Source organism: Bacillus seohaeanensis (assembly GCF_042684945.1).
Classification (GTDB): domain Bacteria; phylum Bacillota; class Bacilli; order Bacillales; family Bacillaceae_B; genus Rossellomorea; species Rossellomorea seohaeanensis.
This window is the reverse complement of sequence record NZ_JBHUMF010000006.1, coordinates 1-19,130: the sequence shown is the minus strand read 5'-3', so window position 1 is coordinate 19,130 and position 19,130 is coordinate 1. Positions and strand designations below refer to the sequence as shown.

The 19,130-nt window shown below is 36.4% G+C and carries 15 protein-coding genes; 8 read left to right on the top strand and 7 right to left on the bottom strand.

The window, feature by feature from the left end:
* Window positions 1–74 precede the first annotated feature (74 nt).
* From rsmG to rpmH, 7 genes are all read right to left on the bottom strand, one after another.
* Complete coding sequence (rsmG, locus tag ACFSUL_RS02680) at window positions 75–791, bottom strand: 16S rRNA (guanine(527)-N(7))-methyltransferase RsmG (RefSeq protein ID WP_377932449.1); 717 nt, start codon at window positions 789–791, stop codon at window positions 75–77.
* A 24-nt stretch (window positions 792–815) separates the two neighbouring features.
* Entirely contained in the window at window positions 816–2,705 is a 1,890-nt protein-coding gene (gene mnmG, locus ACFSUL_RS02675; RefSeq protein ID WP_377932447.1) for a tRNA uridine-5-carboxymethylaminomethyl(34) synthesis enzyme MnmG, read from the bottom strand.
* Between the two features lie 166 nt (window positions 2,706–2,871).
* The gene (gene mnmE, locus ACFSUL_RS02670; protein WP_377932445.1) at window positions 2,872–4,254 is read right to left on the bottom strand and encodes a tRNA uridine-5-carboxymethylaminomethyl(34) synthesis GTPase MnmE; all 1,383 of its coding nucleotides are present in this window, start codon (window positions 4,252–4,254) and stop codon (window positions 2,872–2,874) included.
* Window positions 4,255–4,690: 436 nt separating this feature from the next.
* Window positions 4,691–5,308: an RNA-binding cell elongation regulator Jag/EloR gene (gene jag, locus ACFSUL_RS02665; protein ID WP_377932443.1), complete on the bottom strand. Its 618-nt coding sequence runs from the start codon at window positions 5,306–5,308 to the stop codon at window positions 4,691–4,693.
* Window positions 5,305–6,084, bottom strand: coding sequence for a YidC family membrane integrase SpoIIIJ (spoIIIJ, locus tag ACFSUL_RS02660; RefSeq protein WP_377932441.1), 780 nt, complete (start codon window positions 6,082–6,084; stop codon window positions 5,305–5,307). Before spoIIIJ ends, jag begins: the two co-directional genes overlap by 4 nt.
* A gap of 153 nt (window positions 6,085–6,237) precedes the next feature.
* On the bottom strand, window positions 6,238–6,612 hold the full coding sequence (gene rnpA / locus ACFSUL_RS02655) for a ribonuclease P protein component (protein WP_377932439.1): 375 nt from the start codon (window positions 6,610–6,612) through the stop codon (window positions 6,238–6,240).
* 290 nt (window positions 6,613–6,902) lie between these two features.
* Window positions 6,903–7,037 carry a 50S ribosomal protein L34 gene (rpmH, locus tag ACFSUL_RS02650; RefSeq protein WP_071410360.1) on the bottom strand — a complete coding sequence of 45 codons (135 nt, stop codon included), beginning with the start codon at window positions 7,035–7,037 and terminating at the stop codon, window positions 6,903–6,905.
* A 1,065-nt stretch (window positions 7,038–8,102) separates the two neighbouring features.
* Between rpmH and dnaA the strand changes: the two genes are divergently transcribed.
* The 8 genes from dnaA (at window position 8,103) to ACFSUL_RS02610 (ending at window position 18,857) form a co-directional block, all read left to right on the top strand.
* Window positions 8,103–9,449 carry a chromosomal replication initiator protein DnaA gene (gene dnaA / locus ACFSUL_RS02645; RefSeq protein ID WP_071410359.1) on the top strand — a complete coding sequence of 449 codons (1,347 nt, stop codon included), beginning with the start codon at window positions 8,103–8,105 and terminating at the stop codon, window positions 9,447–9,449.
* A gap of 220 nt (window positions 9,450–9,669) precedes the next feature.
* Window positions 9,670–10,806, top strand: coding sequence for a DNA polymerase III subunit beta (dnaN, locus tag ACFSUL_RS02640; protein ID WP_377932436.1), 1,137 nt, complete (start codon window positions 9,670–9,672; stop codon window positions 10,804–10,806).
* Between the two features lie 182 nt (window positions 10,807–10,988).
* Complete coding sequence (gene yaaA, locus ACFSUL_RS02635; protein WP_377932435.1) at window positions 10,989–11,210, top strand: S4 domain-containing protein YaaA; 222 nt, start codon at window positions 10,989–10,991, stop codon at window positions 11,208–11,210.
* 241 nt (window positions 11,211–11,451) lie between these two features.
* Window positions 11,452–12,570 (top strand): DNA replication/repair protein RecF, encoded by a 1,119-nt coding sequence (gene recF / locus ACFSUL_RS02630; RefSeq protein WP_071410356.1) that lies wholly within the window; start codon window positions 11,452–11,454, stop codon window positions 12,568–12,570.
* Window positions 12,571–12,579: 9 nt separating this feature from the next.
* Window positions 12,580–12,837: an extracellular matrix regulator RemB gene (gene remB, locus ACFSUL_RS02625; RefSeq protein ID WP_071410355.1), complete on the top strand. Its 258-nt coding sequence runs from the start codon at window positions 12,580–12,582 to the stop codon at window positions 12,835–12,837.
* A gap of 42 nt (window positions 12,838–12,879) precedes the next feature.
* A complete protein-coding gene (gene gyrB, locus ACFSUL_RS02620; RefSeq protein ID WP_377932470.1) occupies window positions 12,880–14,799 on the top strand; it encodes a DNA topoisomerase (ATP-hydrolyzing) subunit B in 1,920 nt (639 codons plus the stop codon).
* A gap of 189 nt (window positions 14,800–14,988) precedes the next feature.
* On the top strand, window positions 14,989–17,547 hold the full coding sequence (gene gyrA / locus ACFSUL_RS02615) for a DNA gyrase subunit A (RefSeq protein WP_377932432.1): 2,559 nt from the start codon (window positions 14,989–14,991) through the stop codon (window positions 17,545–17,547).
* Window positions 17,548–17,756: 209 nt separating this feature from the next.
* Window positions 17,757–18,857, top strand: coding sequence for an HD-GYP domain-containing protein (locus ACFSUL_RS02610; protein WP_377932430.1), 1,101 nt, complete (start codon window positions 17,757–17,759; stop codon window positions 18,855–18,857).
* The last annotated feature ends 273 nt before the right edge of the window (window positions 18,858–19,130 follow it).

Genomic DNA, 19,130 nt, shown 5'->3' with positions numbered 1-19,130 from the left:
GTAATAGTATGTTAGGAAGTTCTGCTTAAAAAATGAGCAGTTTCCTTATCATCATGAAAGAAATAAATTTATTTTTATTCTAATGGTAATTTATTTGGTGTGCCAGGTTTTCTTGGATATTTCTTCGGGGTTTCTTTCATTTTTCTTATCGTAATGATATTGCGTTCACTATCTTCTTTAGGTAATAAAAAGGAATGTACCTTCTCCGTCTTTCCGCCTAAAGTAGTGATAGCCTTTTTAGCATTTGTTAACTCATCTGTCGCATTTGCTGCTTTCATCGCCATAAATAGTCCATCCTTTTTAACTAAAGGCAAACAAAGCTCACTTAAAACGGACATTCTTGCCACAGCTCTTGCCGTTACAATATCATACTGTTCACGATGTTCTGGTCTTTTTGCAAAGGTTTCCGCTCTATCATGATAAAAATGCGTATCCTTTAATCCCAATTGTTGTGATAGGTGCTCTAAAAAAGAAATCCTTTTATTAAGAGAGTCAACAATAGTAATAGATAATTCCGGAAAACAGATTTTTAAAGGGATACTCGGGAAGCCTGCACCAGCACCGACATCACATATATGTAGTGGTTTGGACAAATCAACATAAAAAGCAGCGGTAACAGAGTCATAGAAATGTTTTAAATAAACATCTTGTTTCTCTGTAATAGCTGTTAAATTCATTTTTTCGTTCCATTCCACTAACACTTCATAGTATGTTTCAAACTGTTTTAGCTGTTGAGGAGAAAGGGAAATTCCCTTCTCCTCCAGACTATTTTGAAATTCGGTTTCATTCATGCTTTTAAACCTTCCTTTAGCCAATTAGTTACCAGATACTTTCGCTATTTTCCCCTGCTCGATGTATACTAGTAAGATTGAAATATCTGCAGGGTTAACACCAGATATTCTTGATGCTTGAGCAAGCGAGAGAGGTCTTACTTCAATAAGCTTTTGTCTTGCTTCTGATGCTAGCCCATTGATTGCTTCATAATCGATATCCTCTGGAATCTTTTTGTTTTCCATTTTCTTTAGTTTATCCACTTGCTGAAGCGATTTTTCAATATATCCTTCATATTTCACTTGGATTTCTACTTGCTCTTCTACATCAGGGTGTAGCTCCACCTCACTTGGAACTAACTGTTTGATATGGCTATAATTCATTTCAGGTCTTTTTAATAAATCAGCTGCACGGATACCATCTTTTAATTCACTCCCGCCAACCTCTCGAATAAGTGCTTGTGTTTGTTCATTCGGCTTTATTCTAATTTCCTGAAGACGCTTTTTCTCTCCTTCTATTTCTTGCTTTTTAACAGAAAAACGTTCATATCTTTCATCGGAAATTAAACCGATTTTGTGTCCAAGATCTGTTAGCCGCAAATCAGCATTATCATGTCTTAGCAGTAAGCGGTATTCAGCACGGGATGTTAATAAACGATACGGTTCGTTTGTTCCTTTTGTTACAAGGTCATCAATTAGCACACCAATATAAGCATCCGATCTACTTAAAATGACTTCTTCTTTATCAAGTGCTTTGCAAGCTGCGTTAATTCCAGCCATTAACCCTTGACCTGCCGCCTCTTCATACCCAGAAGTTCCATTGATTTGACCTGCCGTATAAAGATTTTTAATTTTTTTCGTCTCTAGTGTCGGCCAAAGCTGTGTCGGTACAATCGAATCATACTCAATGGCATAACCTGCTCTCATCATCTGAACATTTTCTAAGCCAGGGACTGTAGAAAGAATCTTCCGTTGAACATCTTCCGGTAAGCTTGTAGATAATCCCTGAACATACACTTCTTTTGTATTTCTTCCTTCTGGCTCTAAGAAAATTTGATGTCTCGGCTTATCATGAAAACGCACGACCTTATCTTCAATCGAAGGACAATAACGTGGACCTGTCCCTTTAATCATGCCGGAGTACATCGGTGAGCGGTGAAGATTTTCATCAATCAACTGATGCGTATGTTCATTTGTATAAGTTAACCAGCATGGAAGCTGATCGGTAATATATTTTGTCGTTTCATAACTAAACGCTCGCGGAACATCATCGCCTGGTTGTATTTCTGTTTTAGAATAGTCAATGGTTTGGCCATTCACACGAGGCGGTGTACCTGTTTTAAAACGTACCATATCAAAACCAAGTTCTTCTAAATGCTCGGAAAGCTTAATAGATGGCTGTTGGTTATTTGGACCACTAGAGTACTTCAATTCCCCAAGAATAATTTCTCCACGAAGGAATGTTCCAGTAGTAATGACAACTGTTTTTGCACGATAAGCAGCTCCTGTTTTCGTCACAACCCCTTTACATCCTCCATCTTCTACAATAAGTTTTTCTACCATTCCCTGAAGAAGTGTCATATTTGGTTCATCTTCAATTGTTTTTTTCATTTCATTTTGATAAAGGAATTTATCTGCCTGTGCTCTTAATGCACGAACAGCAGGCCCTTTTCCTGTGTTAAGCATACGCATTTGGATATGAGTCTTATCAATATTGCGACCCATTTCTCCACCTAAAGCATCTATTTCTCGTACTACAATTCCTTTGGCTGGTCCGCCGACTGAAGGATTACATGGCATAAATGCCACCATATCCAAATTGATTGTCACCATCAGCGTTTTTGCTCCCATTCTAGCGGAAGCAAGTCCCGCTTCTACACCGGCATGTCCTGCACCAATAACGATGACATCAAATTGTCCTGCCTCATATTGCATCGTTTTTCATTTCCTCCTTGTTAAAGCGAAGCCTTCCATTTCAATTCGTAAAAAGGTTCTCACATATAAGCGTGACTTCGCTTTTCTTTCCTATTGTTACCTCATAAGAAAGTATAAGTTTTTGATTCATTTTGCTATCTAAACCTTAAAGATTTTAGTATTTTTCTTATTTTCCTAAGCAAAATTGAGAAAATAACTGGTCAATAAGACTTTCATGTACACTATCACCAATTATCTCACCTAACAGTTCCCATGTTCTCGTTAGATCAATTTGTGCTATATCTATCGGCGTTCCCATTTCAACACTATCAATCACATCACTAATGGACTCGTGCGCTTGGTTTAATAACGCAATGTGCCTACTATTGGACACATATGTCATATCTCCCGCCTCGATTGACCCTTCAAAGAATAAGGATGAAATAGCTTCTTCTAATTCATCAATTCCTTGTTCTTCAATTAATGCAGTCGTAACAAGTTTATGTTGTGCAGCCAATTGTTTCACTTTTGGTAAATCAATTTTTTGTGGCAAATCTGTTTTATTCACAATGACAATGACATCCATACCTTCTACTGCCTCAAACAGCTGCTCGTCTTCGTGTGTCAATTCATCCGCACTATTTAATACTAAAAGAATCAAATCTGCTTCTTTTAACACCTTTCGAGAACGTTCAACACCAATTCTCTCTACTATATCTTCTGTCTCACGAATTCCAGCAGTATCTACTAAACGCAAAGGCACCCCTCTGACATTCACATACTCTTCTATAACATCTCTTGTGGTACCAGGGATATCTGTCACAATTGCTTTATTTTCATGAACCAAACTATTTAGTAAGGAAGATTTACCAACATTAGGGCGTCCAATAATGACAGTAGAAAGTCCTTCACGCAATATTTTTCCCTGTTCTGACGTTACTAATAATTTTTTTATTTCATCTCTAACCTGTTTCGATTTATCTAATAGAACACGATGTGTCATTTCTTCCACATCATCATATTCTGGATAGTCAATATTCACTTCCACCTGGGCAAGGGTTTCGAGTATTTCCTGTCTTAGTTTTTTGATAAGCTTCGACAGTCTTCCTTCCATTTGATTCAGAGCAACACTCATCGCACGATCGGTTTTAGCTCGAATCAAATCCATGACACCCTCAGCTTGCGATAAGTCAATCCGTCCATTTAAAAATGCCCTCTTCGTGAATTCTCCAGGTTCTGCAAGTCTTGCCCCATGCTTTAATAAAAGTTGGAGAACTTTATTGACAGACACAAGACCTCCATGACAATTAATTTCAATGACATCTTCTCGCGTAAATGTTTTTGGACCCTTCATAACAGACACCATTACTTCCTCAATAATTTGATTTGTTTCTGGGTCTGCTATATGTCCGTAATGAATAGTATGGGAAGCAAAATCATTTACAGATCCTTTCACTGGTCGGAACACTTTATCTGCAATATTAAAAGCCTGTTCCCCACTTAAGCGAACAATTGCAATTGCACCTTCTCCCATTGGAGTCGATATAGCTGCTATTGTATCAAATTCCATTATATTCACCTCTCTTGTCTATCAAATTATCTATTGAAAAAAGTATCTTATAAAGTGAAACTGCAATCAGTGGGGACTTTCTCCCTCACTGATTGTTAGTTGAACCAACCGGACATTTACGGACAGTTATTCCTCATCTACATTTTTTCGATTACTCTGATCCTTAAGTTGAGGGATTACTGCCCTTTAATCCGGGATAAAAGGCAAAAGTATCACCAAATTATTAGAATAACATAATCCTTTTTAAACAAAAAGATTGTTGTATTATCTTATCCGTAAAATTATCCACATAGTTACTTTTCTTATTCTTTCATTTTAACTTATCCACATGTGAATAACAATAAAGCGAAGAAATGCATAGGATAAATTTATTACTCTAAAAAAGCGCAAATAAAAAACGAACCTCAACATGAGATTCGTTTTTTTCATAAATAGCTTATTTTGGAGAAATAACAATATACCGATTTGGCTCATTACCTTCTGAAAAAGTATTAACCGAGGCAGAGTCCATTAAAGCAGTATGAATGATTTTTCTTTCATAGGAAGGCATCGGTTCTAATGAAACAGGTCGTTTCGTACGAAGTGCCTTATCTGCAAGCCTTTTGGCTAAATTCCGTAATGTTTCTTTCCGTCGTTCACGGTAATTTTCCGCATCGAGGACGATATTAATAAATTGATCTGATGTACGGTTAGCTGCCAATTGTGTTAAATGCTGAAGTGCATTTAACGTTTGACCTCTTTTTCCTATTAAAAGTGCCATTTTTTCACCGGATAAGTTAAATTCCACTTCTTTTCCAACTTGCTTTACTTCAATTTTAGTATCTATTCCCATTTCCTTCGAAACAGATAGTAGATACGTTTTTGCTTCTTCGATAGGATTAAAAATTCTTCTCGCAAGAACAGTTGCTGGTCTGCCACCAAATAATCCCAAAAATCTTTTTTTACCTTCTTCGATAATATCAATTTCTGCTTCTTCTTTGGTGACTTTAAGTTGAGTTAAAGCAGATTCAATTGCTTCTTCAACAGTTTGACCAGTCCCTTTCACTTCCATCACTTTTTCTTTCCTCCCGAATTTCCAGTAGCTGCTTGAGCTTTAATGTCCGGCCCTTTAATGAAGTAAGTTTGCACAATCATGAACAGATTACCAACTACCCAATATAAAGATAGCGCAGCAGGAAAATTAATAGCAAAGATAATAATCATCACAGGCATAATGTAAAGCATCATTGCCATTTGTGGATTTTGATTTGCTGTTCCTGCCATCATCAATTTTTGCTGGATAAACGTTGTTGCACCTGCAATTAGTGGCAGTAAATAAATGGGATCGGGATTTCCTAAATCAAACCAAAGGAAATTATGATCCTTAATTGCTTCTGTTCTTACAATTGCATGGTAGAAACCAATTAAAATAGGCATTTGAACAATCAGTGGAAAACAACCTGCTAAAGGATTAACACCATGTTTTTGAAATAAAGCCATTGTTTCTTGTTGAAGTTTTTGCTGTGTTTGTGCATCTTTAGAACTATATTTTTCCTTAATTTCCTTCATTTCAGGCTGTAGTGCTTGCATCGCCTTAGAATTTTTCGTTTGTTTAATCATTAATGGTAAGATCGCTAAACGTATAATTAACGTTACAACAACGATAGCCAATCCATATGAGCCGCTCATCCACTCCGCAAATAAAGTAATCAACTGCGATAAAGGATAAACGATATATTCATTCCAAAAGCCATCACTCTCAGGCGTAATCGGCTGATTATACTCTGTACATCCAGAAAGGATTGTCATCAGACCGACTATACCTATTAGGGCTAGTATTCTTTTTTTCACCCTGCATTTCCTCCCAACTTTTCTATTCTCTTGATTTATTTAACGAACAAGCCAAAACTTGTCCTATCTTCAAAAAATTACTTGCAATCTCTCGTATTGTAACATCTTTTCTTTCTTATGTGCTGATGAAACATGGTATTTCTTTTAAATCTTTTATTGTTTTCTTTTGACATTTCCACTCGAAGAAGATCGTTTAAATGCCTTGCCCTTCTTTAATACATGCGTAAGGCTCTTCTTTACCTCGTGAAAATTCATTTCGGCCGCCGGTTTTCTGGCGATGATTAAGTAGTCATGACCTTCTTTTACTTCCTCTTTTAATTCAAGAAAGGCTTGTCTTATATATCGCTTTACTTTGTTTCGCACTACAGCGTTTCCAATTTTTTTGCTAACGGATAAACCAATTCGGAAAGGCTGCGTTTCCTCTTTTTTTAAAACGTACAAAACAAATTGTCGATTTGCAACAGAAGTTCCCTTTTTAAAAATCTCTTGAAACTCACTATTTTTCTTTACCCTTTGTTCTTTCCTCATTTACAACACCTAATTTTCAATTTTAGCCATAAAAGCGAAAACAGCTTGTCGCCCTTAGCCACTGGAGCTAGACGTAATATAAAAGTAGAAACGCCCTGTTCCGCCACGCCAAGCATAAGACGATCATCCCAAAAAAGGCACTTTTCACCATTTGGGATGATTGGCTTATGACCTCGAGTGACTAGGCGCTGCAGCTGATCGTTACCGCCTAATTACCATTATAAATATGGTCCTATTTATAGATTGTTAACCATACAATGAAAAAAAAACCACTGATGTATTTCAGTGGCCTAAGCAGATAATACTTTTCTTCCTTTACGACGACGGTTAGCTAAAACTTTACGTCCGTTTTTTGAACTCATACGAGCACGGAAACCGTGTACTTTACTTCTTTTACGATTATTCGGTTGAAATGTTCTTTTCATATATGACACCTCCCTGAAGGATTTAACTTTATAAGTCAAAGACAGTCTTTACTATTATAAGGAGTCACCTAATAAAATGTCAACAGCCGTTTTAATTCCGAGAGTAAAAGCATGATCCCTTTAATGAAATTAAACAATTAATTGACGCCTAATTTTAGAAGTTTTCCTTTTACTATTAGAAAAAATGCGGAAAATACCCTAATTACTACTAACAGATAAATGTCTTTCCCCTATAAAGAGCTCAGTGTTTAAGCTATCTATATAATTACTACTTTAAAACAGATTTTACATACAAATAGGCTGTACTCTCTTAATAATACAACAACAAACAGAAACTGGTTTTGTAAAGTTTGTTGTTTGTGGGAAATGGACTACTCTTTTCCACTGCAGTCAGTAGCCTTCCTCCTTATCTAGCAGGAATCAAGTGTCTTCCGCTCCAATCCACTCTATATTTTTAACTGTTGTTAAAAAATATCTACTATTGATCGTTAACATTATTTTTTAGTTACTACATCGCTCCCTCATTTTCTATAACTAATCTACAGAGATAAAGTTATCCACTAGTAATTTCTCCTTTTCAAAAACTAGGAAAAATAGCTTTTTCGCCATATACATTTATTTTCAACATCGCCTGTGGATAAAATCTGACAAAGTTTTTTTCTGTCCACAGCAGATATTGACACCTTTTTCACAAAATCATATGGTGTGGACAACTTTTTTCCACACGAATCTGCACTTGTGGATAAAACAGAAAAGTCATTGCACCATCTAGGATATTTTGTTATGATATTTGTGTTTTCACTCTTGATAACTAATTGTTGATAGTCTATTTATCCACAAAGTGTGGATAATGTGTTAGTAACTTATCCATACCCTTTGTAAAAGGCTGTCCACAGGTCGTGGATATTGTCGAAAAACAATTTTCTTCCTTATTATATATTTTCCACATTCATAGTTTTGTATTTTTATAAATCAGGAATGCAATAAAGTTAAAAATAGAGAGTTTCTACGTAATTTGTTGAATGTACAACCATTGTAAAAATTGAAGAAAAGGAGGGATCGGCTTTGGAAAATATCGGTGATTTGTGGGACAAAGTTCTTGCTGATATAGAGAAAAAAATTAGTAAACCAAGTTTTGATACCTGGTTAAAATCTACAAAAGCTCACTCTATTCAAGGTGATACACTCGTAATCACGGCTCCAAATGAATTTGCTAGAGATTGGCTTGAAGGTCGTTATTCTCAGTTAATTTCTGGTGTTTTATATGATATTACCGGCGAAGAACTAATAACAAAATTTATTATTCCTCAAAATCAAGAGCCTGAAGAGTTTGATATCCCGGTTGTGAGAAAGAAGCCGTCAATAGATGATGACCAGCAAAACTTAAAACAAAGTATGCTCAATCCAAAATATACGTTTGACACTTTTGTAATAGGATCAGGAAACCGCTTTGCCCATGCAGCATCGCTAGCGGTTGCAGAAGCACCTGCTAAAGCCTACAATCCGTTATTTATTTATGGGGGCGTGGGATTAGGTAAAACACACTTAATGCATGCAATTGGCCACTATGTTCTAGAGCATAATCCTTCTGCAAAAGTGCTATATCTGTCGTCTGAAAAGTTTACGAATGAATTCATTAATTCCATTCGTGACAATAAAGCAGAGAATTTCCGCAATAAATATCGGAATGTAGATGTCCTTCTCATAGACGATATACAATTTATTGCGGGGAAGGAGCAAACACAAGAAGAATTCTTCCATACATTTAATACATTGCATGAGGAAAGCAAGCAAATTATTATTTCTAGTGACCGACCTCCAAAGGAAATTCCTACATTGGAAGACCGGATGAGATCACGGTTTGAATGGGGATTAATAACGGATATTACGCCACCGGACCTTGAAACAAGGATTGCCATTTTAAGAAAAAAGGCAAAAGCGGAAGGATTAGATATTCCGAACGAAGCGATGCTTTACATTGCCAATCAAATTGACTCAAATATTCGTGAACTCGAAGGAGCATTAATTCGAGTTGTAGCGTACTCTTCTTTAATAAATAAAGATATTAACGCTGACTTGGCTGCAGAAGCACTAAAGGATATTATTCCAAGCTCAAAACCAAAAGTGATTACCATACAAGAGATTCAGCGTGTTGTCGGTGAACACTACAATATAAAACTAGAAGATTTTAAGGCAAAAAAGCGGACAAAATCTATTGCATTTCCAAGGCAAATTGCTATGTATTTATCTAGAGAAATGACCGATTCTTCTCTTCCTAAGATTGGAGAGGAATTTGGGGGAAGAGACCATACAACTGTTATTCATGCTCATGAGAAAATTAGTAAGCTTCTTCAAGCTGATTCAGTTTTACAGCAACAATTAAAAGAAATCCGCGAATCACTAAAAAATTAATAGATTTTATTCTGTAACAAGTAGTAATAGACGTTAATACTGTTGATAACTTAACTATTTTCACACACAGTCTGTCCACATGTGGATAGGCTGTGTTTCCTTTCTTTCCATATAGTTATCCACATATCAACAGCCCCTACTATTACTACTACTATTTTTTAATAAATTATTATTATATGTACTGTCCTAAAAATTATGTGCAAATTGGAGGAAAAATATCATGAAATTTGTAATCCAACGTGATCGACTTGTTCAAAGTGTGCAAGATGTTATGAAAGCTGTTACGTCTAGAACAACCATTCCAATTCTTACTGGAATTAAAATAATAGCGAATGATGAAGGAGTTACATTAACAGGTAGTGACTCTGATATTTCCATAGAGTCCTTCATCCCTAAAGACGAAGGAGAACATGAAATTGTTTCTGTGATACAACCAGGTGGTATTGTCTTACAGGCTAAATTTTTCAGCGAAATTGTAAAAAAACTCCCAATGGATACGGTTGAAATTGAGGTCCATAATCATTTGCAAACAGTAATTCGTTCAGGTAAAGCTGAATTTAATTTAAATGGTTTAGATCCAGAGGAATATCCACATTTACCGCAGATAGAAGAAGGAAATGCAATAAAGATATCCACTGATTTATTAAAAACAATGGTAAGGCAAACCGTATTCGCAGTGTCCACCTCAGAAACACGACCTATCTTAACAGGTGTAAACTGGCAGGTTGCGAATGGTGAATTAAACTGTATTGCAACAGATAGCCACCGTCTAGCAATGAGAAAGGCACCTGTTGAAATTCAAAATGAAGCTAGCTATAACGTAGTCATTCCAGGAAAAAGTTTAAATGAGTTGAATAAAATTCTTGATGATACAACAGAGCCAGTAGAAATTGTCATTACGGAAAACCAAGTGCTGTTTAAAGCGAAGCATTTATTATTTTTCTCTAGATTGTTAGAAGGAAATTATCCTGACACAAGCAGACTCATTCCTTCTGACAGTAAAACAGAACTTGTTATGAGTACTAAAGAATTTTTACAATCTATTGATCGTGCTTCCTTACTTGCTAGAGAAGGTAGAAATAATGTTGTAAAATTATCGACGTTAGACGGAGGAATTGTAGAAATTTCTTCTAACTCTCCAGAAATTGGGAAGGTTATTGAAGAAGTACAAAGTCAATCAATTGATGGAGAAGAATTAAAAATTTCCTTTAGTGCCAAATATATGATGGATGCACTAAAAGCACTAGAAGGAACAGAAATTCATATCAATTTTACTGGAGCTATGAGACCATTTGTTATTAAGCCACTTCACGATGACTCTATCCTCCAGCTCATACTCCCAGTTAGAACTTACTAATCACAAACAAGCAAACTTAAAAAAAGAACTGATATCTAGAACAACGGTATCAGTTCTTTTTTCACGCTAAAAATATAGAGAGACGGACCTTTAATAAAATGGAATTTTCCTGTTAGTTGTGAGAAGTCAAAGATTAGAGTAAAATAAGGTATTAGAGATTTATACGGAAAGTAGTGATTCTTGTGGAGAATTATGTACAAATTGAAACAGAAGTGATTACACTTGGGCAATTTCTTAAATTAGCTGAAGTAATTCAATCAGGTGGAATGGCAAAGTGGTTTCTAAGTGAATATGAAGTTTATATTAATGGAGAACAAGACCAACGAAGAGGAAGAAAACTAACTGTTGGTGATAAGGTGGAAATTCCAGAAGTCGGTGTATTTATCGTTTCTAAAGAGAACTGATACTTACAAGCTGCGGGGATTTGAACTTCTAATACTTGTTAGTTGAATAATTAGATAAGCCCCCCTTTATAAGCAGAGGGACTGCAGAAATATCACTAGTTTCGACAATGCAGGATAGCTAATGACATTACAGAGATAAGAGCATTGGATTTAGGGCAGTAATCCATTACTCACACTTCACTTGGCTTATTAAAGGGGAACAGTACTGTCCATTAATGCGGGAAAAAAGGATGTTAATTCCATGTACATTGAACAAATTGAGTTGAAAAATTACCGAAATTACGAATCAATTGAGGTAGATTTTGAAAACAAGGTAAATGTAATTCTTGGTGAAAATGCCCAAGGAAAAACAAACATAATGGAATCGATCTATGTTCTTGCCATGGCTAAGTCGCATCGAACGTCAAATGATAAAGATTTAATCCGTTGGGATGAGGAATATGCTAAAATAAAAGGGAGGATACAAAAGTATCATGGAGCTTTGCCGTTAGAATTAGTTATTTCAAAAAAAGGCAAAAGGGCCAAATGTAACCACCTTGAACAGCAAAAACTAAGCCAATATGTTGGAAATATGAATGTCGTTATGTTCGCGCCAGAAGATCTCCATCTTGTAAAAGGGAGCCCTCAAGTAAGGCGTCGTTTTATTGATATGGAAATCGGGCAAGTATCCCCGGTTTATTTACATGATATAAGCCTCTACCAAAAAGTTCTGCAACAACGAAATCATTATTTGAAGCTTCTTCAAACGAGAAAACAAACGGATCAAACAATGTTAGATGTGTTGACAGAACAATTCATCGAAATAGCCACCAAAATAGTCCAAAAGCGGTTTGAATTTATCCAAATGCTCGAAGCTTGGGCAAAACCGATACATTCGGGTATATCGAGAAACCTTGAAACATTAGAAATTCTATATAAACCGTCTATTGATGTATCAGAAAATCAAGAATGGTCAAAAATGGTAGAGGTATATGAAAATAAATTCAAGCAAATCCGACAACGAGAAATCGATAGGGGTGTCACGCTAGTTGGGCCACACAGGGATGACCTTCAGTTTATTGTAAATGGCAGGGACGTACAGACTTTCGGTTCCCAAGGACAACAACGCACCACAGCTCTTTCCGTAAAACTAGCGGAAATAGAACTAATACATTCAGAAATAAGAGAGTATCCAATCCTCCTCTTAGACGATGTTCTATCAGAATTGGATGATTACCGCCAATCCCATTTACTAAATACCATTCAAGGAAAGGTTCAAACCTTTGTAACAACTACTAGTGTGGATGGGATTGATCATCATACGTTAAATGAGGCTGCTACATATCATGTGGAAGCTGGTACGATGAAAAGATTGAAGTGAGGTGGTATAGTGTACATTCATGTCGGAGAAGACGTAATGGTGAGAACAGATGAAATTATTGCTATTATTGATAGAGATACCGTCCAATATTCGGACGAACTACAAAGTTATTTAAAAAATAAAAAAAACCAGACATGCCACCTTGCAAAAGGTTCTTATAAATCTCTCGTAATCACTTTTGACCAATTGTATTTATCGCCACTAGCATCTAATACGTTAAAAAAGAGATCAAAGAAGTACTCAACATACGAAAATCTATTAAAATAAATTTCGCCATGTAATAGAAAGTGTAGGTGAATCACTATGACTATGGAACAACACACCCAAAATGGTTCCTATGATGAAAATCAGATACAGGTTTTAGAAGGATTAGAGGCGGTTCGTAAACGCCCAGGAATGTATATTGGATCCACAAGCGGAAGAGGACTACATCATTTAGTATGGGAAATTGTCGATAATAGTATCGACGAAGCACTTGCAGGATTTTGTGATGATATTACCGTTACGATTGAAGAAGATAACAGTATTACTGTTACAGATAATGGTCGTGGTATTCCAGTTGGGATCCAGGAAAAAATGGGAAGACCAGCTGTAGAGGTCATTATGACTGTTCTACATGCCGGAGGAAAGTTTGGAGGCGGAGGCTATAAGGTTTCCGGTGGACTTCACGGTGTAGGAGCTTCTGTCGTAAATGCCTTATCAACAGAACTTGAGGTTTACGTACATCGCGACGGAAGTATTTATTATCAAAAATACGAGCGAGGCGTTCCGAGCTTCGACTTAAAAATAGTTGGGGAATCCGATAAAACTGGGACTATTATTCACTTTAAACCAGATCCAGAGATTTTTACCGAAACAACAGAATATGACTTTGATACGCTTGCAACTCGTACTCGAGAACTTGCTTTCCTCAATAGAGGTATTCAAATTAATATCGAGGATAAACGTGGAGAGGGAAAACGTAATGAATACCACTATGAAGGTGGTATAAAGTCATACGTTGAACATCTTAATCGTACAAAAGAGGTTGTTCATGAAGAGCCTATCTATATTGAAGGGGAAAAAGAAAATATTTCAGTAGAAATTTCTATTCAATATAACGATGGTTTTGCTAGTAATATCTACTCTTTTGCCAATAATATTCACACATATGAGGGTGGGACACATGAGTCGGGATTTAAAACGGCTCTAACTCGTGTGATTAATGACTACGCTCGTAAAAATGGTCTATTTAAAGAAAGTGATGCAAATCTATCAGGTGAAGATGTTCGAGAAGGATTGACAGCAATCATTTCAATCAAACACCCTGATCCGCAATTTGAAGGCCAAACGAAAACAAAGCTTGGAAATTCAGAAGCAAGAACGATTACCGATGCTTTATTCTCGGAACACTTAGAATCATTTTTACTAGAAAACCCTATAGTGGCAAAAAAGGTAGTAGAAAAAGGGTTAATGGCAGCACGAGCTCGTTTAGCAGCTAAAAAGGCAAGAGAGTTGACGCGTCGTAAGAGTGCACTAGAAGTTTCCAGTTTGCCTGGAAAACTAGCAGACTGTTCTTCCCGTGATCCACAAATTAGTGAGATCTATATCGTTGAGGGAGACTCCGCTGGTGGCTCTGCAAAACAAGGGCGTGATCGTCATTTTCAAGCGATACTACCGCTTAGAGGGAAAATACTCAATGTGGAAAAAGCGAGATTAGATAAAATTCTTTCTAATAACGAAATTCGAACAATCATAACAGCTCTTGGAACAGGTATTGGCGAAGAGTTTGATATTGCTAAAGCACGATATCATAAAGTCGTTATTATGACGGATGCGGACGTTGATGGTGCACACATCCGTACGCTACTATTAACGTTCTTCTATCGCTATATGCGTCCAATTATTGAAGCTGGCTATATTTACATTGCACAACCGCCACTATATAAAATTCAACAAGGTAAAAAGGTTGAATATGTTTATAGTGATAAACAACTTGAAGAAGCACTTGCTAAGCTTTCTCCACAACCAAAACCTGGTATTCAGCGTTATAAAGGTTTAGGAGAGATGAATGCTGAACAACTTTGGGAAACAACAATGGATCCTGAATTTAGAACACTGCTGCAAGTTGGATTAGAAGATGCCATTGAAGCGGATGAAACATTTGAAATGCTAATGGGTGACAAGGTGGAGCCTAGACGTAACTTTATTGATGAAAATGCTGCATATGTGAAAAATCTAGATATCTAACTAGTTGTACAGGGTAGACCAGCTTCTATCCTGTCTTTTACATAAAAAAACTCTTAACTTAGTCTGTGTTATCTCACTTAGCTTACTAGCATAAGGAGAATTCAACATAGATAGAAAGTATTAAGATGGAATAGTAAAAAGTAAAAAAGGCAAGTTTATGCGCCTTTTCAGAAGGAGGGCCATTTTGTTATGGCAGAGACGCCGAGATCAAATGTAAAAGAAATTAATTTAAGTCAAGAGATGCGTTCATCATTTCTTGACTATGCAATGAGTGTTATTGTTTCTAGGGCATTACCAGATGTAAGGGACGGCCTAAAGCCTGTTCATAGACGTATTTTATACGCAATGAATGATCTAGGAATGACAGCAGATAAAGCATATAAAAAATCTGCCCGGATCGTCGGAGATGTAATCGGTAAGTACCATCCACATGGTGACTCTGCCGTTTATGAAACAATGGTTCGGATGGCACAGGACTTTAACTATCGCTATATGCTTGTTGATGGTCATGGAAACTTTGGTTCTGTAGATGGTGATTCTGCCGCAGCGATGCGTTATACAGAAGCAAGAATGTCCAAAATCTCTACGGAACTACTGCGAGATATTAACAAAGATACAATTGATTATAAAGATAACTATGACGGATCTGAAAAAGAACCAGTAGTGTTACCCTCGCGTTTTCCTAACCTATTAGTCAATGGTTCATCAGGAATCGCAGTTGGTATGGCTACTAATATACCTCCCCACCAGCTTGGAGAAGTTATTGATGCAGTATTGGAAGTCAGTAAAGATCCCGAGATTTCTATTCAAGAGTTAATGGAATATATTCAAGGTCCAGACTTTCCGACAGCAGGGTTTATTGTAGGGAAAAGTGGGATTCGAAGGGCGTATGAAACAGGTAAGGGATCTATCACCATGCGTGCACGTGCTAATATAGAGCAAAAGGCAAATGGTAAAGAAACTATTATTATTACTGAGATTCCCTATCAAGTGAATAAAGCGAAGTTAGTGGAGAAAATTGCAGAGCTAGTCCGCGATAAAAGAATTGACGGTATCACAGATCTTCGCGACGAGTCAGACCGTACAGGTATGCGTATCGTCATTGAAGTAAGAAAAGATGCAAATGCGAATGTTTTACTTAATAATTTATACAAGCAAACAGCGCTACAAACAAACTTTGGTATCAATCTACTTGCGCTTGTTGACGGACAGCCAAAGGTACTGAACATTAAACAATGTTTACAGCACTATTTAGATCACCAAAAAGTGGTTATTAGACGTAGAACAGAATTTGAATTGCGCAAAGCAGAAGCAAGAGCACACATTTTAGAAGGACTACGAATTGCTCTTGATCATATTGATGAAATTATTGCTTTAATCCGCGGTTCGAAAACAACAGAAATTGCTCGCCAAGGATTAATAGAACAATTTTCTCTATCAGAGAGACAGGCACAAGCAATTTTAGACATGCGCTTGCAGCGTCTAACTGGTTTAGAAAGAGAAAAAATCGAGGAAGAGTATCAGGAGCTATTAAAACTAATCGGTGAGTTGAAGGCAATCTTAGCGGATGAAGAAAAGTTGCTTGAAATTATTCGTGAAGAGCTTCTTGAACTCAAAGAGCGTTTTAATGATAAAAGAAGAACGGAAATTGTTGCAGGTGGAATTGAACAAATTGAAGACGAGGATTTGATTCCAAGAGAGAATATTGTCGTTTCACTTACTCATAACGGTTATATTAAACGTCTTCCTGCTTCTACGTATCGCAGCCAAAAACGCGGAGGTAGAGGAATACAAGGAATGGGAACTAACGATAATGATTTTGTTGAAAACCTGCTAACAACATCTACTCATGATACAATTCTATTCTTTACAAACAAAGGAAAAGCTTATAAAGCAAAGGGCTATGAAATTCCTGAATATAGCAGAACAGCAAAAGGAATCCCAATCATTAACCTACTCGGTGTCGAAAAAGATGAATGGGTCAATGCGATGATTCGTGTAGAGGAATTTGTAGATGACTGGTATCTATTCTTTACGACGAAACAAGGTGTATCAAAACGTACTCCTGTCTCTGACTTTGCTAATATAAGACAAAATGGTTTAATTGCTATTAATTTAAGAGAAAATGATGAATTAATCTCCGTAAGACTTACAGATGGAGATAAAAATATTATTATTGGGACAAAAAAAGGTATGTTAATCCGTTTCCCTGAAACCGATGTTCGTTCTATGGGAAGAACGGCAACTGGTGTAAAGGGAATTAACCTAGACGAAGATGATATTGTAGTCGGTATGGAAATTCTTGAGGAAAAAGATGATGTACTAGTCGTAACAATTAATGGTTACGGAAAGCGAACCCCTGCAGAGGAATATCGTGTCCAAACAAGGGGCGGAAAAGGATTGAAGACATGTAACATTACAGAACGTAACGGTGAGCTTGTTGCTGTTAAAGCTGTAACGGGTGAGGAAGATTTGATGCTTATCACTGCACATGGTGTCTTGATTCGTATGGACGTTAGTGGTATTTCCACAACCGGAAGAAACACGCAAGGAGTTAAATTAATTAAATTACAAGATACAGAATTTGTTTCTACTGTTGCAAAGGTGGAAAAAGAGGAAACCGATGAGGACCAAGAGGAACTAACAGAAGAAAATGACAACATGGAAGTTTCTGATGGGAATCCGGAAGAAGAGAATCATTCCAATCCAGAAGTTGATACAAACTCGGATAATGATTCAGTAGAATAAAAGATACAGGGGGATTGGTGAAAAACCATCTCCTTATTTTTTTATCATCCTTTTCGAATAAAAAAGTTAGATTGCTTTAATAAATGATTAGTTAAAAGTAAGAGAAATCTAAGATATAGTTTGGTTTAATTCTTCTAAAACACTTTCACTATTTCATAATTTTGGTAAAATAGTCTTAATAACGTTAGATGAAAATTGAGGTGCTGACGATGAAGGTACACGCGAAAGATCTTGAGGTAGGTTGCATTGTTAATCAGGACATCATGGGAAGAACATCACTGCCGATACTTACTAGAAACACCGTTATACAAAAGCAGCATATAAAGGCTTTATGGGCATTTGGCATTTCAGAAGTATCGGTTGAAAAAACAAAGGCTGACGGCAGTTTATTTCGTCCTGCAAATTTGATTTTGCCTAATAAAGAAAAAGAAAAAACAGAAACTACTAGTAAACAAGTGGGCGGAAGTGATCAATTTATTCGTACTTATTTGAAAAGCGTCCAGTCATTTAAAAGGCAATTTCAACAATGGCAATCAGGTATGTCAGTAGATATTGCAGAAATGAGAGAAGTAATTCTTCCTCTTACAAAAATGGTAGCAGAAGAATCACATTTACTATATTACATTAACGAATATTCTTCTAAAACAGAGTATTTGTATCACCATTCCATAGCGGTCGGCATTATCAGTGCGATGCTTGGAAAGAAACTTGGACTTGATGCAGGGAATGTAAATCAGGTTGCCCTCGCAGGAATATTAGCTGACTGTGGAATGTCTAGGATATCCCCACTTGTTTTAAAAAAACAAACAGCTCTGACAGAAAATGAATTTAAGGAAATAAAGATGCATACAGCTCATAGCTATAAAATGATCAAAGAAGCTTCTTTATTGAAACCGGAAGCTAAATTGGCTATCTTTCAGCATCACGAAAGAATAGATGGAAGCGGCTATCCTACAAAAGAAAAAAATGAAAGGGTTCATCTTTATTCTCAGATTGTCGCTATATCAGATGTTTTTCATGCGATGACTTCAGAAAGATTATATAGAAGCAAACAACCCATTTTTAAAGTTTTGGAGATGATTAGACGAGACCAATTTGGAAAATTTAATTTCAAAGTGGTGAATGCCCTATTAGACTTATTTGGAAACTTAACAACAGGAACGCAAGTTAGGTTGTCATCAGGTCAGATGGCGGAGGTAGTCTTTACAAAGAGTAATTATCAAACGAGACCACTTGTAAGAGTTCTTCCTTCAGAGGAAATTATAGATTTAAGTACACAAACCGAACTTTATATATCTGCTATCATGTGAGTGACCAATGTAGGATAAAAAGGGGAGATATATTTATCTCTCTTTTTTTAAAAAACTATTGTAATTAAGTAATAGACTATGTATAATATCACTTGTGTCCAAAAAACTATAAAGTACGTTCAAAAATTACTTTTAAAAAGTTATTGACGACACAATGAATAAATGTTATATTAATATAGTCGCTTCAAACAAGTGATTGTGATTGAACTTTGAAAACTGAACAAAGCAAAACGTCAACGTTAATTCAAGTTTTATTTTAAAAGAGCTAATCAA